The organism is Idiomarina ramblicola (genome assembly GCF_003987255.1).
Taxonomy (GTDB): Bacteria; Pseudomonadota; Gammaproteobacteria; order Enterobacterales; family Alteromonadaceae; genus Idiomarina; species Idiomarina ramblicola.
Genome location: NZ_PIQC01000001.1, coordinates 626324 through 649398, shown reverse-complemented (window position 1 = coordinate 649398; position 23075 = coordinate 626324). Strand labels below are relative to the sequence as shown.

Annotated in this window: 23 protein-coding genes and 2 tRNA genes; 12 read left to right on the top strand and 13 right to left on the bottom strand. The window is 47.7% G+C overall.

Annotated features, from left to right (window positions below; genetic code table 11):
* The first annotated feature begins 151 nt into the window (after positions 1-151).
* On the top strand, positions 152-748 hold the full coding sequence (locus CWI78_RS03190) for a DUF5610 domain-containing protein (protein ID WP_126780164.1): 597 nt from the start codon (positions 152-154) through the stop codon (positions 746-748).
* Positions 749-886: 138 nt separating this feature from the next.
* On the top strand, positions 887-1354 hold the full coding sequence (locus CWI78_RS03185; RefSeq protein WP_126780162.1) for a hypothetical protein: 468 nt from the start codon (positions 887-889) through the stop codon (positions 1352-1354).
* Positions 1355-1616: 262 nt separating this feature from the next.
* On the opposite strand, the gene CWI78_RS03175 is transcribed toward CWI78_RS03185, so the two are convergent.
* On the bottom strand, positions 1617-3944 hold the full coding sequence (locus CWI78_RS03175; protein ID WP_126780160.1) for a DUF748 domain-containing protein: 2328 nt from the start codon (positions 3942-3944) through the stop codon (positions 1617-1619).
* 183 nt (positions 3945-4127) lie between these two features.
* On the opposite strand from CWI78_RS03175, the gene CWI78_RS03170 reads away from it, so the two are divergent.
* From CWI78_RS03170 to CWI78_RS03160, 3 genes are all read left to right on the top strand, one after another.
* Positions 4128-4715, top strand: a complete 588-nt coding sequence (locus CWI78_RS03170; RefSeq protein WP_126780158.1) for a hypothetical protein — start codon at positions 4128-4130, stop codon at positions 4713-4715.
* Positions 4716-4815: 100 nt separating this feature from the next.
* Positions 4816-5814, top strand: a complete 999-nt coding sequence (locus CWI78_RS03165; RefSeq protein WP_126780156.1) for an alpha/beta fold hydrolase — start codon at positions 4816-4818, stop codon at positions 5812-5814.
* A gap of 64 nt (positions 5815-5878) precedes the next feature.
* On the top strand, positions 5879-6169 hold the full coding sequence (locus CWI78_RS03160; RefSeq protein WP_126780154.1) for a hypothetical protein: 291 nt from the start codon (positions 5879-5881) through the stop codon (positions 6167-6169).
* A gap of 45 nt (positions 6170-6214) precedes the next feature.
* Here CWI78_RS03160 and CWI78_RS03155 read toward each other — a convergent pair whose 3' ends face one another.
* A complete protein-coding gene (locus CWI78_RS03155) occupies positions 6215-6796 on the bottom strand; it encodes a superoxide dismutase (RefSeq protein WP_126780152.1) in 582 nt (193 codons plus the stop codon).
* Between the two features lie 199 nt (positions 6797-6995).
* Between CWI78_RS03155 and grxD the strand changes: the two genes are divergently transcribed.
* Both grxD and CWI78_RS03145 read left to right on the top strand, forming a co-directional pair.
* On the top strand, positions 6996-7334 hold the full coding sequence (gene grxD, locus CWI78_RS03150; protein ID WP_126780150.1) for a Grx4 family monothiol glutaredoxin: 339 nt from the start codon (positions 6996-6998) through the stop codon (positions 7332-7334).
* Positions 7335-7472: 138 nt separating this feature from the next.
* On the top strand, positions 7473-8078 hold the full coding sequence (locus tag CWI78_RS03145) for a peroxiredoxin (protein WP_054491001.1): 606 nt from the start codon (positions 7473-7475) through the stop codon (positions 8076-8078).
* 67 nt (positions 8079-8145) lie between these two features.
* Here the strand turns inward: CWI78_RS03145 and rnt are convergent, their stop codons facing one another.
* Entirely contained in the window at positions 8146-8793 is a 648-nt protein-coding gene (rnt, locus tag CWI78_RS03140; protein ID WP_126780148.1) for a ribonuclease T, read from the bottom strand.
* A 128-nt stretch (positions 8794-8921) separates the two neighbouring features.
* Here rnt and CWI78_RS03135 point away from each other — a divergent pair, with 128 nt between their 5' ends.
* Positions 8922-9818 (top strand): OmpA family protein, encoded by an 897-nt coding sequence (locus CWI78_RS03135; protein ID WP_126780146.1) that lies wholly within the window; start codon positions 8922-8924, stop codon positions 9816-9818.
* 5 nt (positions 9819-9823) lie between these two features.
* Here the strand turns inward: CWI78_RS03135 and nth are convergent, their stop codons facing one another.
* From nth to rsxA, 7 genes are read right to left on the bottom strand one after another with little or no spacing between them, the layout of a single operon-like run.
* Entirely contained in the window at positions 9824-10459 is a 636-nt protein-coding gene (gene nth / locus CWI78_RS03130; RefSeq protein ID WP_126780144.1) for an endonuclease III, read from the bottom strand.
* A 15-nt stretch (positions 10460-10474) separates the two neighbouring features.
* A complete protein-coding gene (locus CWI78_RS03125; protein ID WP_126780142.1) occupies positions 10475-11155 on the bottom strand; it encodes an electron transport complex subunit E in 681 nt (226 codons plus the stop codon).
* A complete protein-coding gene (gene rsxG, locus CWI78_RS03120; protein WP_126780140.1) occupies positions 11152-11793 on the bottom strand; it encodes an electron transport complex subunit RsxG in 642 nt (213 codons plus the stop codon). Before rsxG ends, CWI78_RS03125 begins: the two co-directional genes overlap by 4 nt.
* 1 nt (position 11794) lies before the next feature.
* Positions 11795-12847, bottom strand: a complete 1053-nt coding sequence (gene rsxD, locus CWI78_RS03115) for an electron transport complex subunit RsxD (protein ID WP_126780138.1) — start codon at positions 12845-12847, stop codon at positions 11795-11797.
* Complete coding sequence (rsxC, locus tag CWI78_RS03110; RefSeq protein WP_126780136.1) at positions 12844-14490, bottom strand: electron transport complex subunit RsxC; 1647 nt, start codon at positions 14488-14490, stop codon at positions 12844-12846. Before rsxC ends, rsxD begins: the two co-directional genes overlap by 4 nt.
* Positions 14487-15068, bottom strand: coding sequence for an electron transport complex subunit RsxB (rsxB, locus tag CWI78_RS03105; RefSeq protein WP_126780134.1), 582 nt, complete (start codon positions 15066-15068; stop codon positions 14487-14489). The genes rsxC and rsxB overlap by 4 nt, the downstream gene beginning before the upstream one ends.
* Positions 15068-15649, bottom strand: a complete 582-nt coding sequence (gene rsxA, locus CWI78_RS03100; protein WP_126780132.1) for an electron transport complex subunit RsxA — start codon at positions 15647-15649, stop codon at positions 15068-15070. Before rsxA ends, rsxB begins: the two co-directional genes overlap by 1 nt.
* A 149-nt stretch (positions 15650-15798) precedes the next feature.
* Here rsxA and CWI78_RS03095 point away from each other — a divergent pair, with 149 nt between their 5' ends.
* Complete coding sequence (locus CWI78_RS03095) at positions 15799-16353, top strand: phosphatase PAP2 family protein (protein WP_244213057.1); 555 nt, start codon at positions 15799-15801, stop codon at positions 16351-16353.
* Positions 16350-17381: a glycosyltransferase family protein gene (locus tag CWI78_RS03090; protein WP_126780130.1), complete on the top strand. Its 1032-nt coding sequence runs from the start codon at positions 16350-16352 to the stop codon at positions 17379-17381. Before CWI78_RS03095 ends, CWI78_RS03090 begins: the two co-directional genes overlap by 4 nt.
* A gap of 16 nt (positions 17382-17397) precedes the next feature.
* Here CWI78_RS03090 and CWI78_RS03085 read toward each other — a convergent pair.
* From CWI78_RS03085 to CWI78_RS03075, 3 genes are all read right to left on the bottom strand, one after another.
* Positions 17398-17474, bottom strand: a tRNA-Asn gene (locus CWI78_RS03085).
* A gap of 23 nt (positions 17475-17497) precedes the next feature.
* Positions 17498-17574 (bottom strand) — tRNA-Asn (locus tag CWI78_RS03080).
* A 717-nt stretch (positions 17575-18291) separates the two neighbouring features.
* A complete protein-coding gene (locus CWI78_RS03075; RefSeq protein WP_126780128.1) occupies positions 18292-19479 on the bottom strand; it encodes a pyridoxal phosphate-dependent aminotransferase in 1188 nt (395 codons plus the stop codon).
* Between the two features lie 133 nt (positions 19480-19612).
* Between CWI78_RS03075 and CWI78_RS03070 the strand changes: the two genes are divergently transcribed.
* Both CWI78_RS03070 and uvrB read left to right on the top strand, forming a co-directional pair.
* Positions 19613-20971, top strand: a complete 1359-nt coding sequence (locus CWI78_RS03070; RefSeq protein ID WP_126780126.1) for an MATE family efflux transporter — start codon at positions 19613-19615, stop codon at positions 20969-20971.
* Positions 20964-22997, top strand: coding sequence for an excinuclease ABC subunit UvrB (uvrB, locus tag CWI78_RS03065; protein WP_126780124.1), 2034 nt, complete (start codon positions 20964-20966; stop codon positions 22995-22997). Before CWI78_RS03070 ends, uvrB begins: the two co-directional genes overlap by 8 nt.
* The last annotated feature ends 78 nt before the right edge of the window (positions 22998-23075 follow it).

The following is a 23075-nucleotide window of genomic DNA, read 5'->3' as shown; positions in this document are numbered from 1 at the left end:
CATTGCAACCAATCCATATTACAGGTGGCAGGAAGTCGATAAGTCAGTACCGCCATTTTAATAAAAGCCTAAATTTTAACCACTGCCTGCCGATAACCAGCTACGGGCTATACTAAAATCAAGTGGTAGCCGACTTTTCAGGAACAACATCATGTCAATTATCTCAGGCAATGGCACTTCTGTATCGGGCGTTGGTAAGCAAAACGCCAATAGCGTAAAAGCGGATGACAACCGTGAGACGAAAGAAGCTTCACCAAATTCCAAACAAGCACAAAACGCCGCTATTTTGCGTGCTCACGAGAGAGTATCGCTGAGTGGTAACAACGACGCATTCAGCTTGCTGTACAAAACCGCACTGGAAGGTATTAACGCGGAGCTCGAGCCGGTAATGGGCAAAAATGCGGTGAAGAAAACCTATGAGTCCGACACCGATACTTCTCCCAAGGCGACGGCGGATCGCATTGTTTCTTTTGCGACCAACTTTTATAGCCGTTATAAAGAGATGAATGCGGGCGAGTCCGAAGAAGAAACGCTGAATAAATTCATGGAAATGATCAGCGGTGGTATCGAAACGGGCTTTAAAGGCGCAAAAGATATTCTTACCAGCTTCCAGGTGTATGAAGGTGATGTTGAAAGCGATGTCGACAAAACCTATGAACTGGTCATGAAAGGGCTGGATAACTTTCGTGAAAAAATGTTGGAACTGGCTGCCAAGTCAGAAGAGTCTGATAGTAACGCTGAGGGCTAACCTCAGCGTTCTTACCGGCGGTTACCTCTCATCTGCCATATTGTATAGTTTTTTGTTGTATTTTGTTGTTTCCCCATTTAATCTCAAGTACTTAAGTAAATAGTAATTTGCCTATTCCGCATTCAGGGAGAAGAAAATATGAAAAAAATTCTAGGAGTGGTGTGTGCCTTTTTACTGGCTGGATGCACATTGACGAATTATTCAGATATTGAGAAAAGTGAGGCAGAAATCAGCAATCTCAAAGTTGAGGAAATTGGTAAAGCAGGAAGTAAGATACATAAGCTTGAGGTTGAATTTGATTACACCATTAAAGACTACAAAGACGCTCCTAATCTATATACCTGTTCAGTCTTGTTTGCGGTTTCAGGCACTCGAATGGTTTCAATTACCAAGGGGCGGAACTCATGCATAATTGACTCTGAAAATGGTTTTGTATCAGTGCTGTGGGACACGCCTTTCTCAAGCCGCGCCGGTTACAGAAGAAAAGATTTGAAAGAAATGAAGATACCGCTTAAGTTCCATGTAGCTATACACCAGAAAGAAAGTAGCAGGGCAAATACCATCATAGGAATGAGTGAAGCGCTTTATCTAAACCCAAGAATATAATAGACGTATTAAACTGCGCTGAGAGCTAGTTGCAGCGTTTTGATAGGGCGGGAACGAAGTATGACTGTCGCAGGCTGGCCTGTTATGGCGCGGCCCATTGATTCTGTCGTCGGATAGGCAAAACTGGGCCTTATTCCCGTTAGGGCAAGGCCAGTAATGTTGTGATATATGAGTTTGCGCCCAAGCTCGATATATTGCGTGATGGTACCAACGGCGCACCACCCATGCACCCCGATATGAAGCTCGGCAGACTCCTTGTTAATTACTCAGCGCTGACACCCACTTCCATAGCAACGCGTTCAGCGTCCGGTGAATCAACCTCTTTAGGCTCCAGAATGCGGACTCGATCAGCTGCTATAGCTGCATCTGCGTCTGCATTAACTAAGGCGTCACGTACCGCTTCGGCGCGAGCATTGGCTATAGCTTTGAGCTCAGAGTCTGTAATTGTTTGCGCCTCAATAACTTTTTCAGCTAAATGGTTTCGATAGGCCAGAGCATCGAAGTCTGTTTCATGGGTCGCCTCACTCTGTTGCTCCCTGAAACGCGCTTTTACCGTTTCCAGTTCTGTCTCCGGGTAATGAGTAGTAAACATTGCCTCTACAATGTCCTGGTTTGCCTCACTGGTCAGGCTTGAGTTCGCTATTCCCCGGGCTTGTTCAGCAAGCTTTTGCTGGAGGGCTTCTTTAGCTTTGTTCTGTTTCAGAGGTGGGCTGTCAAAGCCTTTGTTGAACGGGCCTGCTAACTCCAGAACCAGTTGAGATCGCTGCTTCAGAGCCTCACGGAGCCTGGATATTCGTTGTCGCTGCGGCGGACTCAGGTCAGAGCGGCCTGGCAGGAACTCCACTCGACCAAGCTCTTCCGAGCCTGCGCCGACAAGGTTTGCTAAAAAGCTGAAAGGCGCGGTAACCACAGAGGTAATGGCGTTACTCACGGCCTGTTGAGTCACTTTGCCGAAATCGAATTGAGGGTTGCCTACATCTCCGCTCACTGGCAGCGTCAGATCAATCACGCCATCGCTGTCCTGTAGCAGGGCTATGGCAAGGTCTAGTGGCAGATCCATGGCGTCGCTGGAAGCCATTTTTTCGCCGAGTTTCAAGTCATGAAGCAGTAAGTTGTTTTTGCCATCGAGTTGGCTCTCATCAACGCTGTAGTCGAGGTCAAGATCCATAGTTCCGCCCGCAATTTTACGACCGGCGAAGTTCACGGTGTAAGGCGAGTATTCCGGAATCTGTAGGTTGCGGAAACTCAGGTTTATATTGGTCTGGCGGGTAGGGTGCCAGGCGTGTACGGAACCGTCGACACGCGCCGAGCCATACTCTGCCACCTTACCTTCCAGTTTAACCCTGGCTGGTTCAGCCGATTGGGAGCTTAAGGTTGATACCTCTCCGTTTAATGCATGGATGCGGGTTGAGAAGGGCAGCGGCAACGAATTATCGGTAAAGTGGAGATTGCTGTCGGCCAGCTCAATAGCTTCAATGGTGATACTGAATGGGTCGGCGTCCTTGCTTTCAGTGGCGTCAGTCGCTTTTGGAGACTGAGTGACGAGTTGCCCAAAGTTAGTGGTTTTGTCGTCGTTAATAACGACCCGGCCAGACAGATCTTCAATGATAATGGGAGTGGCCTCAATGCGTTTATCTTTGAGGCTGAGGTCGAGTTGTTGAGTTTCAAGACTCTGCCAGCCGATGAGAGGCTCATCCTTGGTACCCTCTCTTACGCTGAGCGAGTTAATACCGGCAGACCCCTGCAAGGAAAAGGGTTGCTGTGCATCTGCTTGTATTTGCCCATTCAGAGTCAGGGTTCCGCTATCAAGCCGTACGCCTATGAATTGCTGCAGGTAGGGTTCGGCCTGCATCAGTGCCAGCTCTTTAATGCTGGTGCTGCCTTCCAGAGCAAAGGTTGGCAGCACCTGAAGTTGACCGTCGAAGTTGAGTTGGCCGCCTTTTTTGAACCGGGCGTCCAGGCGTACCGGAAAACTCGCATCTTTTTGCAGCGTGAAGTCTTTTACAGACAGTCCGACAGCCTGCAATGCCAGCGACACGTGTTTCGGTTTGTTCTCGTTTTTTAAGTTGTCGGTGAAGTGTAAAACACCGCCTTCGATAATCAGTGTGTGAATCTGTATGGCTGGCAGTTGAGTTGACTCACTTTCTTTCGATTCTGTGCCTGCATTCTCGGCGGCTAACCGCGAGAAGCGGGTTTCGCCCGAGACAAAGCGTTCTTCCTGAATAGTCGGTTTGTCGAGCTGGATGGTTTCGAAGCTCCAGGCTGTGTTGGTGATACTCGCCCAGGTGAGATCGACGAACAAACGCTCCCAGCCAAGCAACTGTCGCTCATCGACGTCGTCCAGTTCAAGGCCGTTGATTTGCAGTGTCAGGGTGTAGGGGTTGGTTTGTACTGACTCTATGCGAAGTTCACGGTCAAAATCTTCCTTTGCGGTATCCACCGCGACGTACTGAATAATCCACGGCAAAGCAAAAAAGCCGAATAAGGTGTACAGAACAACCAGTACAAGCAGCCAAAAACGAATTCTACGTGGCGAGGCCCATTGGTTTTTCAGATAGCTACCGAACCGATGTAATGTACCGCTGTGCATAAATTGGCCTCTATTTTAATTAACACTATGCACAGTGTAGACGTCTCAGTATTCAGCGTCACTCTTCACGCTAAAGGTTAAAGTGATAGCTGTAGTGTTTATTGTGTTAATTGAACAATAGGTCTATAACTAATTTCAATATGGCAATATTGGAGCTCAAAGAGCAACAATATAGGGGGCAATATGAAACTGATCGTATTGGCTGTTTTATCAACAGTTGTTGCTGGATGTACGAGTGCACCAACTGATCTTAGTGTCGATGCAAGCACAGCGAAGACATTTTCTGTGAAGAAGATTACTGACAGTGGTAAGTCGACGAAACAACTCGATCAAGAGAATCAAGAATTGATCGAGGCAAAGCTCGCCGAAGTTCTGAATTTTTGTCTTCCCCGTTTATCAGGCTATGAACAAAAATCTGCGAATCAGGCAAGAATGGCGTACTGGCTTTCAATGAGTGGGTTATTAGCGGGTTCAGTAGCGGTGCCTGCATTAGCGGCGGCGAGTCCTAGCGCAAATGCGGCCTGGGTTGCTGGTTTAGGCGGTTGGGCTGGCGCTACAAACTTTGCCGGTCAGGCTTTGAAGGAGTCCGGATTAAGCGGTTCTGCAATCGCGCAAACCAGAAACGAGATTATCCGCGGTGTGACTGATCAGATTGAAGCTGCAAGTGACGGAGCAAAGACGTTTGAAGAGAGAAGAAATGCTCTTATGAAGGCACGAGCTTCTTGTGTAATGTACGAAATTGCCGTTCCGACTATTCCTTCGAACGCGTAGAGCCTGCAAAGAACCTATTACTCTGTTGGGGCCGCAATACCTTGGTTAATTGGCGTGCAACTGTAATAATGATGTCGAACTAGCTTTCAAGGAGTCTTCCATGTGTAATCGGATTTATACGTTGCTTACGGTTTTTCTTTTCGGGCTGACGGCCTCTGCTTTAGCTGATGATCACGCCCCCAAGTACGATGCACGGTTGAGTGATTACGCTTACCCCTTTGAGGTTCAGACCTTTGAATTTGACAGCCAGCGACAGAAACTGGAAATGGCCTACATGCATTTGCCTGCCCAAGACGGACAGCCAACCGTGTTACTGTTACATGGCAAGAACTTCGCTGCGGACTATTGGAAAGAAACAGCCAATTATCTTCATGAGAAAGGCTACGGAGTAGTCATGCCGGACCAGATCGGTTTTGGTAAATCTTCTAAACCGGAACATTATCAATTTTCGTTCGAAGCCCTGGCTAATAACACTAAGGCGTTATTAAAGTCTGAGGGTATTGAACAAGTGATTGTTATGGGTCATTCCATGGGTGGAATGCTGGCTACTCGCTATGCGCTGAACCATTCCAGCAGTGTTGAGAAACTGGTGTTAGTTAACCCGGTTGGCCTGGAAGACTATCTGCGCTATGTGGAATACAAAGACCCTGCTTTCTTTTACGAGAACGAGCAGGGCAAAACCATTGATAAAGTTCGAGCTTATCAGAAGAAAAACTATTATGACGGCAAATGGTCTGAAGATTACGAAGCCCTGACTGAAATTCATGCAGGTTGGATAAACGGAGATGACTGGGATTTGGTTGCGTGGAATAACGCGCTGACCTACGACATGATTTTTACCGGCAATGTGTCGAACGAGTTTGATCAATTGACGGTGCCAACCCATTTAATTCTGGGAACCCGCGACACCACCGGGCCTGGCCGCGGCTGGAAAAAAGAAGGCATGGATTATCAACTGGGCCGCTACGACCAACTGGGTGAAATTGTGCTTGAACAGATTCCTGATGGTTATTTGTATGAGCTAGAGGGCATTGGCCACATGCCACAGTTTGAAGCTTTTGATCGCTATCGCGAGCAGTTGGATAAGATTTTCGAGTAACAACGGAGCCTCTGCGTGGCTTCATCGTTTTGGCACGTTAGTGTGCGTTAATGGAAAATAAATTATGGCACTACTTTCGATTTCTATTGGGTCAATATTCTTTTTAGCCGCGATAACGTGGGTGGTTTTTGTTGCGGTTAATGATCAGAATGGAAGTCCTGCCTTTGGGTTTATGCTTGCACTTTTTCCAATGATTTTAAGTCTGATTCTTGTCGTACCAAGTACACTCTACCGAGCGGTCTTTGTTGTTAAAAGCAGGCCCAGACAAACGACGCGTGAAAAGGTTATATTAGCTGCGGGAATAGTGATAACCGTCCTTTTTATTGGGGCTGTTATTAAACTCGTATTCGCATAAAAAAGGCGCCTTCCGGCGCCTTCCTATTTCGCTCACAAGTTTGCCTTAGGCAAAGTTCTTGTTTACGAAGTCCCAGTTTACCAGCTTCCAGAAAGCTTCTAAGTAGTTAGGACGAGAGTTACGGTAGTCGATGTAGTAAGCGTGTTCCCAAACATCAACGGTCAACAGAGCTTCTACGCCGTCGTGCGCGACAGGAGTATCTGCATCGTCAGTGTTCAGTAAATCGACTGAACCGTCAGATTTTTTCACTAACCAAGTCCAGCCAGAACCAAAGTTACCAGCAGCGCTTGCGTTGAACTCTTCTTTAAACTTGTCGAAAGAGCCAAATTTTGCGTTGATAGCTTCTGCTATTGCGCCAGTTGGTTCGCCACCGCCATTCGGGCTTAAGCAGTTCCAGTAGAAGGTGTGGTTCCATACCTGTGCGGCGTTGTTGAACAGGCCGCCTTTTTCAGACTTGATGATGTCTTCCAGAGACTTGCTCTCAAGGTCGGTACCTTTAACGGCGTCGTTCAGCTTGCTCACATAAGTGGCGTGATGCTTACCGTAGTGGTATTCCAGAGTCTCTTCTGAAATATGTGGTGCCAGAGCGTTTTTCTCGTATGGAAGAGCCGGTAGTTCAAATGCCATAATTTTTCTCTCCGTTCTTTTGAGTACAAATATGTGACTCGCACGTCAAAGCGTGCAAGTTCTTTCTTGTTATACCTTACGATATATAGGGCTGACTGGTTCGCTTTTCAAGGAAATCTTTCAATTTAGGACAAAACTTTATAGGCTGTGCTAAAATACCTGAGTGTTTTAATCAACCATTATATTAAGCAGAGGTGTTATGGAAACGGTTGACAGAATTAAGCAGCAAATCGAAGAAAACCCAATCCTGTTATACATGAAAGGCTCTCCGAAGTTGCCTAGTTGTGGTTTCTCTTCACAGGCATCACAGGCTTTAATGGGCTGTGGTCAGGCGTTTGCTTACGTCGATATCCTGCAGAACCCGGATATTCGTGCAGAACTGCCTAAATACGCAAACTGGCCAACCTTCCCGCAGCTGTGGGTTGAAGGTGAATTAGTCGGCGGTTGTGATATTATTATGGAAATGTTCCAGAACGGTGAGCTGCAAGAGCTGGTTTCTGGCGTTGCAGAACGGCACCCAGAGCCGTCAGCTGAATAATTCGCCTTCAGCGGAATAAAGTTTAAGCAAACAGTAGACAATCTGTAGTGAAATTAGTGGATTCCCTTGTTTTTTTATTTAGGCATCCCCATCACTACAGGTGAAGCTTTAACACTCAACATTAAATGGAGAGAATCGATGTCTGTATTAGTAGGTCGTAAAGCACCTGATTTTACTGCAGCAGCAGTACTGGGTTCAGGTGAAATTGTTGAAGATTTTAAACTGTCAGACGCTATCAAAGGCAAAAAAGCTGTTGTTTTCTTCTACCCGTTGGACTTCACTTTCGTATGTCCTTCAGAGCTAATCGCATTTGATAAACGCTTAGACGAGTTCAAAAAGCGTGGCGTAGAAGTTATTGGTGTTTCAATTGACTCTCAGTTTACTCACAGCGCATGGCGTAACACGTCAACTGACGCTGGTGGTATCGGTCAGGTGAAATACCCATTGGTTGCTGACGTTCGTCACAGCATTTGTAAAGCGTACGACGTTGAACACCCAGAAGCGGGTGTTGCATTCCGTGGTTCATTCTTAATTGATGAAGACGGTATGGTTCGTCACCAGGTCGTTAACGACTTGCCATTAGGCCGTAACATCGACGAGATGCTGCGTATGGTTGACGCACTGAACTTCCACCAGAAGCACGGCGAAGTTTGCCCTGCAGGCTGGGAAGAAGGTAAAGAAGGCATGAAAGAAAACGCAGAAGGTGTTGCTTCTTACCTGTCTAAAAACGCTGACAAACTGTAAGCGTTCACTGAATCGAAAAAGCCGCTCGTTTGAGCGGCTTTTTTTATGTCTGAATTTTGTGTTCGGGTTAACTTTTATCCTGACGAGATTCCGGCGGCCAGCCACCGAGTTCTTTCCAGCGGTTAATCATCCAGCAGTAGAGCTCTGCGGTGCGTTCGGTGTCGTATAAGGCTGAGTGTGCTTGTTTGCTGTCAAACTCAATACCGGCGGCCTGGCACGCTTTAATCAATACGGTTTGTCCTAAGGTCATTGACGCCAGCGAGGTGGTATCAAAACTGACAAAAGGGTGAAATGGATTGCGCTTTAGGTTTGCTCGTTCGGCGGCGGCCATAACAAAACCGTGATCAAAGTTTGAGTTGTGTCCAACCAGAACCGAACGCTGACAACCCGCCGCCTTCTGAGCTTTACGAATGGGCTTGAAAAGCTCACGCAGCGCTTCGCCTTCTTCTACGGCACCGCGTAGCGGGTTGTGCGGATCAATGCCATTGAAGTCGATAGCCGCCTGTTCAATGTTGGCACCTTCGAATGGTTGTACATGGTAATGCACAGAATCTACAGGTTTTAACAGACCATCGTCATCGAAATCCAGCAAGACCGCAGCTATTTCCAATAACGCATCGGTTTTTGCGTTAAAGCCCGCTGTTTCGACATCGACGACGACCGGCATGTATCCGCGAAAACGTTGTTTCATAAGCGAGTTAGAGCTGTCTGACATAGAATTTCCGTCGTGTTTTAAAGGTAACGCTATTATGCCAAAGATCATCACGCTCTGCTTGCAGAAATACTAAAGCAACAGCAATGCGTGCCGATAACAGACGTATCAGAAATAAATCAGGGGCGCTTATGAAAAATTGGCCGATGTTGACTGCTGTTTCAGCTTCTGTGCTGCTATCAATTGGGCAGGCGCAGGCAAACTCAGTCAGGCACTACAGTGCAAACCTGGATAACTCCGCGTGGCAGGTAAGCGAAGAAAACCGTTTAGCCTGTGAAATGGAGCATGAAATTCCTCGTTACGGTAAGGTACGTTTTCAAAGCGAAGCAAGTAAAGAGCTCAATTTACGTATGAAAATGGAAATGCGTAAGTTACCGGACAGCTACGGTGTGTCTGCCATAGAATCGGTGCCGCCACGCTGGCAGCCAGGCGAGTCCAGTTACCGTATTGGTAACATGAAACTCTATAAGCAGTTTGATGGCGAGCTGCAGAAGCAACTGGCTTGGACATTATTGAGCGAGCTGGAAAAAGGGCGTTACCCGACGTTCTTTTACAATGACTGGTATAACAATCGTGATGAAGTTGCTGTCTCTCTTTCTTCGGTAAATTTCCGCCGTGCTTACGATGACTTTATGAGTTGTGTTAATGCGCTATTGCCGTTCAGTTTTGACGACATAGCCTACACCGTGCTGAACCACGAAGCTGAAAGCGAAAAGCTGACAGTTGCGTCACAGCGTAAGTTAAAACAAATTAGTGACTACCTTCAGGTGGATAACGATTTAGAGTTGGTGTTAGTGGATGCTTATACCGATTCGCTTGGCGCACGAGGCCCGAACAAAGAGCTAACCGAAGAGCGGGCAAAAGAAATTCAGCAGTTTTTCGTTGAACGTGGCATAAACGCGGAGCGCATCAGAACCGTTGCTCACGGTGAAGACCGAGCGATTAAGTCGAATGACAACGAGTTAAATCGCCAGATCAACCGCCGCGTTGTTGTGCAGCTCAGTAAGCCATCCATGATTGAGCTGTAACAGGCTCAATCGCTGGTCTTATCCTTAAATTCACACAAATCTTCAATGACGCATGAGCCACACCGTGGCTTACGGGCTATGCAGGTATAACGTCCGTGCAAAATTAACCAGTGGTGCACATCGACTTTAAACTCAGCCGGCACCACTTTTATCAGCTTTTCTTCCACTTCTTTAACGTTCTTGCCCGGGGCCAGTTTGGTGCGGTTAGATACCCGGAAAATGTGTGTGTCGACCGCAATAGTGGGCCAACCGAAAGCGGTATTTAATACGACGTTTGCGGTTTTGCGGCCAACCCCGGGCAGTGCTTCCAGTGCGGCTCTGTCTTCCGGTACTTCGCCACTGTATTCTTCCACCAGAGTTTTGCAGGTTTTGTAGGCGTTCTCGGCTTTGGAGTTAAACAAACCGATGGTTTTTATGTAGTCTTTTATACCGTCAACGCCAAGAGCCAACATGTCTTCTGCTGTGGGCGCTGCCGGGAACAGTTTGCGTGTGGCTTTATTAACACCCACGTCGGTTGCCTGAGCGGATAACAGCACAGCAATCAGTAGCTGGAATGGCGAACCATATTCAAGTTCCGTTGTGGGGTTCGGGTTGTTGTCCCGTAATCTGCTTAAAATTTCGTAACGCTTGTTTTTATTCATAGTCTGTCATTTTTGTTAGGCGGTGACACGGGCGCGGGTAACGGTTTTCTTCTCCGCGCGAGCGCTTCGTACGGCGTCAATTTTGTTTTTAAGGGCAATGATAAAGCCCATACCGATAAAGGCTCCAGGTGGCAGTATGGCCAGCAGGAGAGGGTAATTGACGGTAAATAGCTCAATCCGTAACTGGGCAGCCCATTCACCCAGCAGCAACTCTGCGCCGTCAAACAGGGTACCGTTGCCGATAATTTCACGCATTGCACCCAATACCACCAGCACTAAAGCGAAACCAACCCCCATTGCCAGCCCGTCGAAGGCGGCGCGTTGCCACGGATTTTTAGAGGCGTAAGCTTCGGCGCGGCCAATAATGGCGCAGTTGGTAACAATTAACGGAATGAAAATGCCCAGCGACTGATAAAGCTGGAACACGTACGCATTCATCAGCAATTGAATAATGGTCACAAAGGTGGCGATAACCATGACAAACACGGGTATACGAATTTCTGAAGGCACAAATTGACGTACTAAGGACACCGTAATATTTGAGCCAACCAGAACGAATAAGGTCGCTAAGCCCAGCCCCAGGGCATTGGTGACTGAAGCGGTAACCGCCAGTAAAGGACATAAGCCTAATAACTGCACTAATGCCGGGTTGTTGTCCCACAAACCTTGTTTCGTTAAGTGTTGATATTCGTTCATTGTTGGCCCTCCTGACAGTGAGGCAAGTCGGCGTTAAATAACACATCGGCTTGTTGCTGAAGCTTCAATGTGGCTCGTTTTACCGCTGAAATGACCGCACGAGGGGTGATGGTTGCTCCAGTAAACTGATCAAACATGCCACCGTCACGCTGAACTGCCCAGCGAGTATCGTCCTCACCGCGAATTCGCTTTTCCGCAAAGCTTTTTATCCAGTTACTTTTTTCCACGTCTATTTTGTCACCTAACCCGGGGGTTTCTTTATGACGTAGAGTTCTTACGCCAAGAACTTCGCCGTTGGGTTTAATCGCCAGTAGTAAATGAATGGCGCCAGAATAGCCATCGGGGGCCACAATTTCTGCCGCCAGCGCAGTGGGGGTTCCGTCTACCCAGGCTCGGTATAAGGGCTGTGCCTTACGGGTGCCCAGCGCAGGATCTTCCAGCAAGCGGCATGACTGATATAAATCGTTATCATGCAGGGCTGGCGGGATTAATTGGTTTAAGGTTCGCAATACCTGTTGTTGCTGTTGTTTCTCAATTTTATCTTCTGTAAGCAGTTGTACACCGATAACCAAAGACGTAGCAATAACAGCAAAAGCCGCTAACAATAACCCATTTTTTTGCATACTGTTAAAGGTCATATCAGTCTCCGTGGCCGTAAACAACAGGCCGCGTATAACGGTCTATGAGAGGGACACACATATTGGCGAGCAACACCGCAAAAGCGACCGCGTCGGGGTAACCACCCCAACTGCGAATGACAAAGATTAAAAAGCCAATCAGCAAGCCAAAAATAACTCGCCCACGGTTAGAGGTCGCGGCTGATACCGGGTCGGTTGCAATAAAGAAGGCACCTAACATGGTTGCTCCGCTTAAGGCATGAACGATAGGTCCGGGCATCAAATCGGGCGCAAAAATATGCGCGATAAAAGCGGGGATGCAAAGGCCCCCCAAAAAACCAAGCGGGATGTGCCAACTGATAATACGCTGCTGAATCAACAGTAAACCGCCAACTAAAAAGCCCAGATTGATCCACTGCCAGCCGGCTCCGGCAAAATAGCTGAATTCTGGCCCCTGATAAATTTCCGTTAGGGTATAACCCCGGGTCAGTTCTGTTTTTATGGTGTCCAGCGGTGTCGCCATGGTCACACCATCAATACCGGCGCGTAACTGCTCTACGCTGTAACCCGCTGGCGTGTATTCAAATACTATGGTGTGCAGCGTCTGCCATAAGGTGAGCGAGTGCTCGCTAATGGTCGAAACCGGTAACCAATTGGTCATTTGCACGGGGAAGGAGATAAGTAACAGGACATAACCTGCCATGGCCGGATTGAATAAGTTCTGCCCCATACCGCCGTAAACATGCTTAACCACCACAATGGCAAACAAGGTACCAATAACAATGACCCACCAGGGCGCGAGCGAAGGAATGCTGATGGCCAGTAAAATGGCGGTAACTATCGCCGTGTTGTCACGCAGGGCTGAAAACGCCGGGCGGTCACGGGCAACAGTACAGGCCATTTCAGCCAGAACGGCTGTGCCGAGCGCAAGAATAATCTGAAACCAAATGCCGGGACCAAAGAAAAAACTTTGCAGTAAGACGCCCGGAACCAGGGCATAGCAAACCCATCGCATCATTTCACTGGTGGTACGCTGGTTGTGCCCATGTGGTGATGGTGCAATTCTGAAACTCATGACTCATTTCCTTTGGCTGAGTTGTCTTCTTCCGGGCTGTCTTTAGCGGCTTGAGCGGCTTTTTTCGCTTTTGCGCGGGCAATGGCCGCTGCAACGGCGGCTGACTTACCGGCGGGTTTGTCGTCACCTTCTTTGGTTTTACTTTCTGGCTTGTCGGCTTTTTCCTGCTGCATTTTTTTTCGTTCTTCAGCCGCTTTGCGGTGACGCTCAAGTCGTTCTTGCTTCTCCCGTTCAAGGCGTTCCTGCCGGGCTTCAAATCGTTTGCGAGCCTGTTCTGCCTTGGCTTTTTCCCGGGCAATGTTACGCACTTCTGCTTTCGCTTTACGATAGTAGTGCACCAGCGGTATTTCGCTGGGGCAGACATAGGCGCAGGCGCCACACTCAATGCAGTCAAATAAGTTGTGTTTTTCCAGCTCGTCGTAATCTTTTGCTTTAGCCAGCCACTGTAATTGCTGTGGCTGTAATGTGGCCGGACAAACATCGGCACAGGCACCGCAGCGAATACAGGCCAATTCCGGGCCTGGAGAGGGCAATTCCTGCTCGGTCGGTGCCATAATGCAATTCGTGGTTTTAATGACCGGCACTTCGCTACTGGGCAGGGTAAAGCCCATCATTGGGCCACCCATAATAATGCGTTGTTTCTTTTCTGGCGTAAAGCCCGACTCGTCCAACAAATGTTGAATGGGGGTGCCTAATAGAGCCCATACGTTTCCACGTTGCTTAAGAGATTCCCCGGTTACCGTAACCACGCGTTCCAATAAGGGTTCGCCATGAATAATCGCACGTTTGACCGCATAGGCGGTTCCGACGTTTTGCATCAACAAGCCGATATCCATAGGTAACTTACCACTGGGTACCTGGTCGCCGGTAAGCAGCTCGATGAGCTGCTTTTCACCACCGGAAGGGTACTTGGTTGGTACCACTTTAAGGTGTATTTGCGGATCATCGCCAATGGCTTCTGCGATAGCTTTAATGGCTTCAGGTTTATTGTCTTCAATAGCCAGTAGCACAGAGTCGCAACGGGTGATGTATTGCAAAATGCGAGTGCCGGCAATAATGTCGTCTGCGTGCTCCTGCATTAACCGATCATCGGCAGCAATATAGGGTTCGCACTCAACGCCGTTAATAATAAGATGCTTCAGCGGTTTTTGTTGTGCCAGCTTTTGTGCCGTCGGGAAGCCTGCGCCACCTAAACCGGCAATACCGGCTTCCTGAATCAGTTCCAGTAAACGTGAAATTTCAACATCATGGTAGTCGGGCAGTGCGTGTTTGTTTCCCCAGCGGTCTTCGCCGTCAGGCTGGATAACAATAGCTTGCTCTGGCAGACCCGAAGCATGGGCAGTAGGGTGTTCTTCAATAGCGGCAATGATGCCCGAAGTTGGGGCATGTAAAGGTAGCCCCTGACTTAACCCGGCTTCAGTCAGACGTTGGCCTTTATCAACACGCTCGCCTATGGCAACCAACACCTTACCGGAGGGGCCTATGTGCTGACGCACAGGCAAAATCAGCTCTTGCGGTAGTGCAAGCTTTCGAATCGGCTTGCTGCTGGCCGGCTGTTTGCGCTCTGGTGGATGGACACCGCCCGGGAAGTGGCCAATGACAGCGGTGTTAACGTCACGATTCATTGTTTGTGAGCCGCTCATTCGACCACCTTCACCGGAATACTATTGGCTTTTATGTTTTCTTTCACTGTGTCCAAATCCCACTGCCAGGTTTCCGGTTTTGCTTTTATCTTAACCATGTCAATACAATCTACCGGGCAGGGTTCAACGCAAAGGTCACACCCAGTACATTCGTGTTCAATAACGGTGTGCATCTGCTTGGCGGCACCTAAAATGGCGTCGACCGGGCACGCCTGGATACATTTGGTACAACCAATACATTCATCTTCACGAATAACCGCGACTTTTTTAACGTCTTCTTCGCCGTGGGCATCATCCAGCGGCTTCGCTTCTACGCCCATTAAATCGGCCAACTGCTTTATGGTCGCTTCGCCGCCGGGCGGGCACTTATTAATGTCGTCGCCGTCGGCTATGGCTTGTGCGTAGGGACGGCAACCGGGATATCCGCATTGACCACACTGTGTCTGCGGGAGAATTTCATCAATTTGATCAACAATAGGATCGCTTTCGACGCGGAATTTCACCGCGGCAAAGCCCAGAATCACTCCGAATATCAGCGCCAATACGCCCAGCGCGATAACTGCTCCGAATAAACTCATTAACCGCTCACCAATCCGCTAAAGCCCATAAAGGCAAGAGACATAAGCCCTGCGGTGATCATCGCAATAGCTGAACCTTTAAACGCCACCGGTACATCGGTGGCAGCTAAGCGCTCGCGCAGAGCTGAGAATAAAATCAGTACCAACGAAAAGCCAATAGCAGCGCCTAGTCCATAAACAATGGACTGCACAAAGTTGTGTTGCTCGTTGACGTTCAGCAGAGCGACGCCTAAAACCGCGCAGTTGGTGGTAATAAGCGGCAGGAAAATGCCCAGTAAACGGTACAGCGTGGGGCTGGTTTTGTGCACTACCATTTCGGTGAACTGCACTACCACGGCAATCACCAGAATAAAGCTGAGCGTTTGCAGTGACATTAAGTCCAGCGGTTCTAATAAGTATTGATTGACCAGATAGCTACAGACAGAGGCCAGTGTCAGCACAAAGGTGGTGGCAGCGGACATACCAATAGCGGTGTCTAACTTGCTGGAAACGCCCATAAACGGGCACAAGCCCAGGAACTTTACCAACACAAAGTTGTTAACCAGCACGGTGCCTATCAGTAGCAGTAAGTAATCGGTCATTTACCTTTCCGGGTACTGTGTTTATTTAAGACCGCACATTATCGGTGTTTTAGTCGCCATAAACAACAGACAGCTTGCATGGGTTTCGGAGAAAATTCAGACATTGTCATATTTTATTCACGAAACTGATTATTTAGTGTCATAAAAGCTTGGCAAAGTGGCCGCAACTGAAGCCAACTTGGGTTAAAAACCACATGGTATTGCTCAGTTATTTACAACGTTTTGATCGCTATTGTTATTGTTTGTGCTCCGGCTTACGGGCTAAAGATTTCCCCGGACAGGTCGCGTTATTAACCTCACGCAGCGGTGATGGTTATGGTTATCTCGCCATTGCTATTATGGCTTGGTTTTTAGACGACGCCGGCGATGACTACTTTGCTCACCTTTTATATGCTTTCGCACTTGAACTTCCGGTTTACTGGATACTGAAAAACAGCTTTCGACGACAGCGGCCATGTGAGAGAAATTTGTCATTAGCGGCACTGATTGTCGCCAGTGATCAATTTAGCTTTCCTTCTGGTCACACCGCGGCTGCGGTTTTGTTTTCAGTTATCACCTATCAATATTACCCAAGTCTGGGACTGGCCTGTTTTGGCTGGGCTGCCGCTATAGGCGCTTCGCGCGTTGTCGTGGGTGTTCATTACCCCAGCGATATTGTTGCCGGCGCGGCGCTGGCTGTCATCGTTTCTGAGGTTGTAATATGAAGATTCTTTACGGAATTCAAGGCACCGGTAATGGCCACTTAAGTCGTTGTCACACAATGGCAAAACACTTGGCGGGACATGAGATCGATATTGATTATTTGATATCGGGCCGTGATGTTAGCGGACTTTTTGATATGGACGTTTTTGGTGATTACCAGTGGCGAGAAGGCTTGTCCTTTGTTACTGAAAATGGCCGGTTGCAACGACGAAAAACCCTTTTCGCTAATGACTGGAGTCAATTCTGGCAGGACGTAAAAAGATTACCCGTTAACGATTATGATTTGGTTATTACCGATTATGAACCGGTTACGGCCTGGGCGGCGAAGAAAGCGGGTGTACGGTGTATTGGTCTGGGGCGACAGTACGCTTATCAGGAACCCCAGTTGTTTAAGCGTTTGTCCTGGTGGCAGAAGCAACTCATATCATCTTTTGCTCCGTGTTCCGATCCAGTCGGGATGCATTGGCTTGCTGTCGGCAATGCTATTCCTCCTGTGGTCAGGCACGAAGAGAATAGCTGTGGCGGTTTAATGCAACGAGTGGTTGTGTACTTACCGTTTGAAGATCATCGTTATGTGATTGAGCAACTTCAGCCGCTGGATAACTATGAGTTTTCTTTTTTTCATCCGGCAGTAAAGCGACAGTCTCTGGGACATATTGAATGCTATCCACCTTCTCGTTCAGAGTTTGCCAGCCACTTTAATAAGGCATCTGCTGTATTATCCAATGCGGGTTTCGAAACCAGCTGTGAGGCATTGAGTCAGGGAAAGGCATTAGCGGTAAAACCATTAAGCGGGCAATTTGAACAAAAATGGAATGCCCGGATACTGGATGAGCAGGGGTTGGCGCAGGTATTAAAACGAATTGATACGGGATCAGTGGATAATTGGTTAACGCAACGACAGTCACAGCGTTTATATTGGCCGAATGTAGCAGAGGTATTGGCGCAATGGATAGCGACCGGAGCTCGGCAACCGATAGCGGAACTAAGCGCTGAGCTGTGGTCCAGAAACGAAAAAACCGCCGTATAGGCGGTTTTTCTGAATTTGGCTCCCCAGGTTGGATTCGAACCAACGACACATGGATTAACAGTCCACCGCTCTAACCAACTGAGCTACTGGGGAATTGAATTAGGTTGGATGTTGTCTGGCTCCCCAGGTTGGATTCGAACCAACGACACATGGATTAACAGTCCACCGCTCTAACCAACTGAGCTACTGGGGAACAACATTCAACGGCTGCGAATATTAAAGCTCCTAAGCAGGGGTGTCAACTATTCTGTAAAGGTTTTTAGCGGAAAAAACCCCGGTTGCCGAAAAAGTCGGCAAATTAGTTTTTTAATAGCATTACCCCAAAAACTTGAGCTAATCCTTATCGTTGATAATGTCAAGTAACTGTCAAATATCAGGTTATAACATAAGTACTAGGTTTTTGACTGATCTGATTATCCACAGATATCTGAATGTCACAGTAGATAACGGCTACATGATCTTATCCACGGAATCTGTGGATAACCTTGTGTTTAACTCTGTTAAGTTGTAAGAGTGATGCGGGTTTGAGGGCAATTTCAGGGCTGGTTAAAAAGTAACGAGGAAATATAATTCTCTTTTAATACAATAGCTTAAATTATTTTGCTGAATAACTGTTCATATTGATGATCGATTCACCGACCAATGGCTGAAGAATCAGCAACTTGTGTATTTCTTAGTGAATTTGACTAAAAAACGCGCCAAAAAATCTCTTGTAAACTTGTTTAATTGAGCTTGACATCAGCAAGGTTGATCAGGATCTGGTTGGAACAATGAAGCAGAGATTTTTAGTAATTTGTAATAAAAGCATCAAAATAGAATTGGGTGATAATGTTGGGATTTAAGCTGGAATAACTGTTCAATTAATAGGGTTTTGGCGCTCATTAAGCAAAATGGCGCCAAAACCTTTGTTTTACAGACTTTCTGAGAAGTCTTTAATTCTTCTAACGGCCTCTTTTAATATATCCATGCTGGTTGCGAAGGATAAACGGCAATAGCCGTCTGTACCGAAAGCTGAACCGGGAACAAGGGCGACATTTGCCTCGGTTAATAATTTCTCGCACAGCTCAACGTCGCTGCTGACCTTTGCCTTTGCCATAAGTCCTTCAACGTGAGCAAATGCATAAAAGGTACCGTCGCCGGGCACACAATCAACACCGTTAATGTTATTAAGTGCATCGACTAAGTAATCGTGGCGTTCTTTAAATGCAGTTACCATAGTATTAATGCAGCTTTGGTCTCCGTTTAGCGCTGCTGCAGCGGCGTACTGACTGATGCTGGTTGGGTTCGAGGTACTTTGCGACTGCATCTTTTTCATAGCCGCGATGATAGGTTGGGGACCCGCGGCATAACCGATGCGCCATCCGGTCATAGCGTAAGCTTTGGATACGCCGGTAAGAATAACGGTGCGATCTTTAAGATCCGGAGCCACCATAGGGAAGTTAGCAAAAGCCGAATCACTCCAGAGGATGTGTTCATACATATCGTCGGTGGCGATAAGCACATTGGGATAATCACGCAGTACTTCAGCCAGAGCTTTTAGTTCGTCTGCTGTGTATGCGGTTCCTGCCGGGTTAGACGGACTATTAATGAACATTAATCGAGTTTTATCGGTTAACACTTCGCGCAGCTGCCTTGGTGTGATCTTAAAGCGCTGGTCAATACCGGCTTTGACAATAACGGGCTCTGCGCCAACCAATTTGGTCATATCTGGGTAAGAAACCCAATACGGTGCCGGAATAATAACTTCGTCGCCGGGGTTCAACCAGGCACTGAGAAGATTAAAAATGCTGTGTTTTCCGCCGGCAGAAACAATAATTTCTTTGCGTTCGTAGCTCAGATTATTATCGCGCTCCAGCTTTTTAATCACAGCATCTTTTAACTCGTCGATGCCATCAACTGCAGTGTACTTTGTTTTACCATCGCGAATCGCCTGAATAGCGGCTTCTTTGATAAAATCTGGCGTATCAAAATCTGGTTCGCCGACCCCCAGACCAATAACATCTTTGCCTTGCTGGCGTAATTCATTGGCTTTTTGAGTAACCGCCAGTGTCGGTGATGGTTGAATCGCATTGATGCGATCAGAGAGTTGATAATCCACGTTCAGATCCTGTTTTTCGCAAGGGATGGAATGCCCATTACTATACGGATCGCGGTGGCTAAAGTCCATTCTCCGTAGCCACCAAGCGCAGTCTCATGTACACTATTCGGCTATCGAACTGAGGAGGGATTGAATGGCAGCTGCCGACGCATCAAGAAGTCTTATCAGCGCGCCGGTAGGACAAAAACTATGGGAAATGACCTGGCCGGTTATTTTCGGTGTGGCTACCCTTATCAGTTTTAATGTTGTCGATACCTTCTTTATCAGTATGCTTGGAACCGACCCTTTAGCAGCGGTCAGTTTCACTTTCCCCGTTACTTTTACTGTTGTCAGCCTGGCCATAGGTTTAGGCATTGGAACGTCCGCCGTCATAGCGCGTAAATACGGTTCTGATCGACCGGAAGAAGCGCATTTTGATGGTTTTTCAGCGCTTACTGTATCGGCTTTATTGGTTGCCGTTTTGGCATTAATCGGCTACCTGCTGATGGATCCGATTTTCAGTTTATTGCAGGCTCAGGAGCGGCTGATGCCGCTGATACGGGACTACATGACGCTGTGGTATTTTGGCTGTGTCATGTTAGTGACCCCGATGGTGGGAAATGCCGTATTACGAGCATCGGGGGATACTCGTACCCCTTCACTTATTATGGCCTCAGGCGGCTTAGCTAACGCCATTTTTGATCCGATTTTCATTTTTGGTTTAGGACCGATTCCGGGCATGGGCATTCAGGGGGCCGCTTTAGCCAGTGTGATTTCCTGGTTTAGTGGCGTCTTTTTAGTGTTCTGGTTGTTGCGTCGAAATAAACTGGTTTCTTCCAAACCACCCAATGAAAAACTATTTGTTAAAGCCTGGATAAAATCAGCCCGCGGCATTTTGAAAATTGGTATGCCCGCTGCCAGTGCGAATATGCTGACGCCGTTAGCTATGTCGGTAATGACTGCTATTGTCGCATCTTATGGCGCACCTGCTGTTGCCGCCTTTGGTGTGGGGTCGCGGCTGGAATCCCTGGCCAGCGTCATCATACTGGCGCTGTCGATGTCATTGCCGCCCTTAATTAGTCAGAACTACGGTGCCGATCGTATTGACAGAGTAAAAGAGGCTTACCGGACAGCGTTAAAAGCCGTGCTGGCGATTCAGGCGGTCATTTATCTGCTGATGCTGGTAACCGCGCATTGGATAGCTCAGGTATTTGCCGAAGAACAGGCGGTTGCCGACATCGTTAAACTCTTTATTTATATTATGCCGTTGGGTTACGGGTTGCAGGGTATTATTATACTGACAAACTCCAGCTTTAACGCTGTGCACCGGCCAATGAATGCTTTGTGGCTGAGCATTATCCGTTTATTTGTGCTGTTCGTGCCGCTTTCCTATTTGGGAAGTTTATTGGCCGAGTTGACTGGGTTATTTATTGGTGGTGTGGTCGCTAATCTGTTTACCGCTATTATTTCGTATTGGTGGTTTTCACGCGAGTTGAGGAGAGAACGTGGCTAAGAAATTTGAACTGGTTTCTAAATACAAGCCGGCGGGTGACCAGCCCAAAGCCATCGGATCGCTGCTCGATAATCTGGATACCGGTTTGGCGCATCAGGTGCTTTTGGGGGTCACTGGTTCAGGTAAAACCTTTACCATGGCAAACGTCATTGAACGTTCGCAGCGACCTACGTTGATATTGGCGCACAATAAAACCCTGGCGGCGCAGCTTTATGGAGAGATGAAAGAGTATTTCCCCAATAATGCGGTGGAATATTTCGTTTCTTACTACGATTATTATCAGCCAGAAGCTTACGTTCCTACCACTGATACCTTCATTGAGAAAGATGCTTCAATTAATTCTCATATTGAGCAAATGCGTTTGTCTGCCACAAAAGCGCTAATGGAACGCAGAGATGTGGTTCTGGTTGCGTCGGTTTCTGCTATTTATGGCTTGGGCGACCCTGAGTCTTATATGAAAATGATGCTGCACTTGCGCCGAGGCGACATTATCGACCAGCGAGATGTTTTACGGCGTCTGGCTCAGCTTCAGTACAAACGTAACGATGCCGCTTTTGAACGGGGTACCTATCGGGTGCGTGGCGACGTGATTGATATCTTTCCGGCGGAGTCTGAAGAGATGGCGGTACGGGTTGAGTTGTTCGACAGCGAAATTGACCGTATCAGCTTTTTTGAACCACTAACCGGGCAAGTCACGGAAAAAGATGTTGCTCGCGCGACCATCTACCCCAAAACGCACTATGTGACGCCGCGCGAAGTGTTGGTTAAAGCCATTGAAAAGATAAAAGATGAACTGAAAGATCGCCGTGAAATTCTGCTTAAGCAAAATAAGCTTATAGAAGAGCAACGAATAAATCAGCGGACTCAGTTTGATATTGAGATGATGCTGGAGCTTGGTTATTGCTCGGGCATTGAAAACTACTCACGCTATCTGTCGCGTCGTGCACCCGGCGAGCCACCGCCAACGCTAATGGATTATCTGCCAGATAATGCATTACTTATCATTGATGAGTCTCACGTGACGGTGTCTCAAATTGGTGCGATGTACAAAGGTGACCGATCGCGTAAAGAAAACTTGGTTGAATACGGTTTTCGTTTGCCGTCAGCACTGGACAACAGACCACTTAAGTTTGATGAATTTGAGGCGATAGCACCGCAGACCCTGTATGTGTCAGCGACACCGGGTAAATACGAACTGGAACGCAGTAGTAATGAAGTGGTTGAGCAGGTTGTCCGGCCTACAGGATTGGTTGATCCTACGATAGAAGTGCGTCCGGTCGCTACGCAGGTGGATGATTTGATGTCTGAAATACGTTTGCGCACAGAACAGGGCGAACGGGTACTGGCTACTACGCTGACTAAAAAAATGGCAGAAGATTTAGCGGACTACCTGGATGAGCACGGGATAAAAGTCCGTTACCTGCACTCAGACATAGATACGGTTGAGCGCATGGAAATTATCCGTGACTTGCGCTTAGGTAAATTCGATGTCTTGGTGGGTATTAACTTACTGCGTGAAGGTCTGGATATGCCGGAAGTCTCGCTGGTTGCTATTTTGGATGCAGACAAAGAAGGTTTCCTGCGCTCCGATCGTTCTCTAATCCAGACCATTGGGCGTGCGGCGCGTAACGTTAACGGCCGCGCGATTTTATACGCGGACCGAATTACCGGCTCTATGCAACGGGCTATGGACGAAACCGACCGTCGTCGTGAAAAACAGATTGCGTATAACAAAGAGCACGGAATTACCCCGCAGGGCCTTAATAAAGACATCACCGATGTTATGGATCTCGGCCAGGGTTCTGCCAAAGCTCGTCAGAGTAAAGCGGAGAAAGCTCTGGCTGAAGTGGCCTCTGGTTACGATGCTCGTACTGTGGTTGTTAAAGACGCTAAAGCAGTGATGAAAGAAATTGAAGCGAAAGAAAAAGAAATGTACAAAGCGGCACAGAATCTCGAGTTTGAGCAAGCGGGCAAATTACGAGATGAAGTGGCCGAATTGCGAGAGCAACTTAAACGGGCGGTTTAGGTAAGCGCCCTGTAACGAATAGGGTTATCGCTTTTTTCAATTGGTTAAAACAATCTTAATCGGCAACAATAGCTAAAA

What these genes read in the sequence shown, in the direction of transcription:
- CWI78_RS03135 (WP_126780146.1), top strand. Translation starts at nt 8,922, where the DNA reads ATGAAAAATTGGCCGATGTTGACTGCTGTTTCAGCTTCTGTGCTGCTA.
- CWI78_RS03125 (WP_126780142.1), bottom strand. Translation starts at nt 11,155, where the DNA reads ATGAACGAATATCAACACTTAACGAAACAAGGTTTGTGGGACAACAAC.
- CWI78_RS03160 (WP_126780154.1), top strand. Translation starts at nt 5,879, where the DNA reads ATGGCACTACTTTCGATTTCTATTGGGTCAATATTCTTTTTAGCCGCG.
- CWI78_RS03090 (WP_126780130.1), top strand. Translation starts at nt 16,350, where the DNA reads ATGAAGATTCTTTACGGAATTCAAGGCACCGGTAATGGCCACTTAAGT.
- rsxB (WP_126780134.1), bottom strand. Translation starts at nt 15,068, where the DNA reads ATGAGTTTATTCGGAGCAGTTATCGCGCTGGGCGTATTGGCGCTGATA.
- CWI78_RS03190 (WP_126780164.1), top strand. Translation starts at nt 152, where the DNA reads ATGTCAATTATCTCAGGCAATGGCACTTCTGTATCGGGCGTTGGTAAG.
- rsxA (WP_126780132.1), bottom strand. Translation starts at nt 15,649, where the DNA reads ATGACCGATTACTTACTGCTACTGATAGGCACCGTGCTGGTTAACAAC.
- CWI78_RS03185 (WP_126780162.1), top strand. Translation starts at nt 887, where the DNA reads ATGAAAAAAATTCTAGGAGTGGTGTGTGCCTTTTTACTGGCTGGATGC.
- nth (WP_126780144.1), bottom strand. Translation starts at nt 10,459, where the DNA reads ATGAATAAAAACAAGCGTTACGAAATTTTAAGCAGATTACGGGACAAC.
- rsxC (WP_126780136.1), bottom strand. Translation starts at nt 14,490, where the DNA reads ATGAGCGGCTCACAAACAATGAATCGTGACGTTAACACCGCTGTCATT.
- CWI78_RS03145 (WP_054491001.1), top strand. Translation starts at nt 7,473, where the DNA reads ATGTCTGTATTAGTAGGTCGTAAAGCACCTGATTTTACTGCAGCAGCA.
- CWI78_RS03165 (WP_126780156.1), top strand. Translation starts at nt 4,816, where the DNA reads ATGTGTAATCGGATTTATACGTTGCTTACGGTTTTTCTTTTCGGGCTG.
- rnt (WP_126780148.1), bottom strand. Translation starts at nt 8,793, where the DNA reads ATGTCAGACAGCTCTAACTCGCTTATGAAACAACGTTTTCGCGGATAC.
- CWI78_RS03070 (WP_126780126.1), top strand. Translation starts at nt 19,613, where the DNA reads ATGGCAGCTGCCGACGCATCAAGAAGTCTTATCAGCGCGCCGGTAGGA.
- CWI78_RS03170 (WP_126780158.1), top strand. Translation starts at nt 4,128, where the DNA reads ATGAAACTGATCGTATTGGCTGTTTTATCAACAGTTGTTGCTGGATGT.
- CWI78_RS03155 (WP_126780152.1), bottom strand. Translation starts at nt 6,796, where the DNA reads ATGGCATTTGAACTACCGGCTCTTCCATACGAGAAAAACGCTCTGGCA.
- grxD (WP_126780150.1), top strand. Translation starts at nt 6,996, where the DNA reads ATGGAAACGGTTGACAGAATTAAGCAGCAAATCGAAGAAAACCCAATC.
- CWI78_RS03175 (WP_126780160.1), bottom strand. Translation starts at nt 3,944, where the DNA reads ATGCACAGCGGTACATTACATCGGTTCGGTAGCTATCTGAAAAACCAA.
- rsxD (WP_126780138.1), bottom strand. Translation starts at nt 12,847, where the DNA reads ATGAGTTTCAGAATTGCACCATCACCACATGGGCACAACCAGCGTACC.
- rsxG (WP_126780140.1), bottom strand. Translation starts at nt 11,793, where the DNA reads ATGACCTTTAACAGTATGCAAAAAAATGGGTTATTGTTAGCGGCTTTT.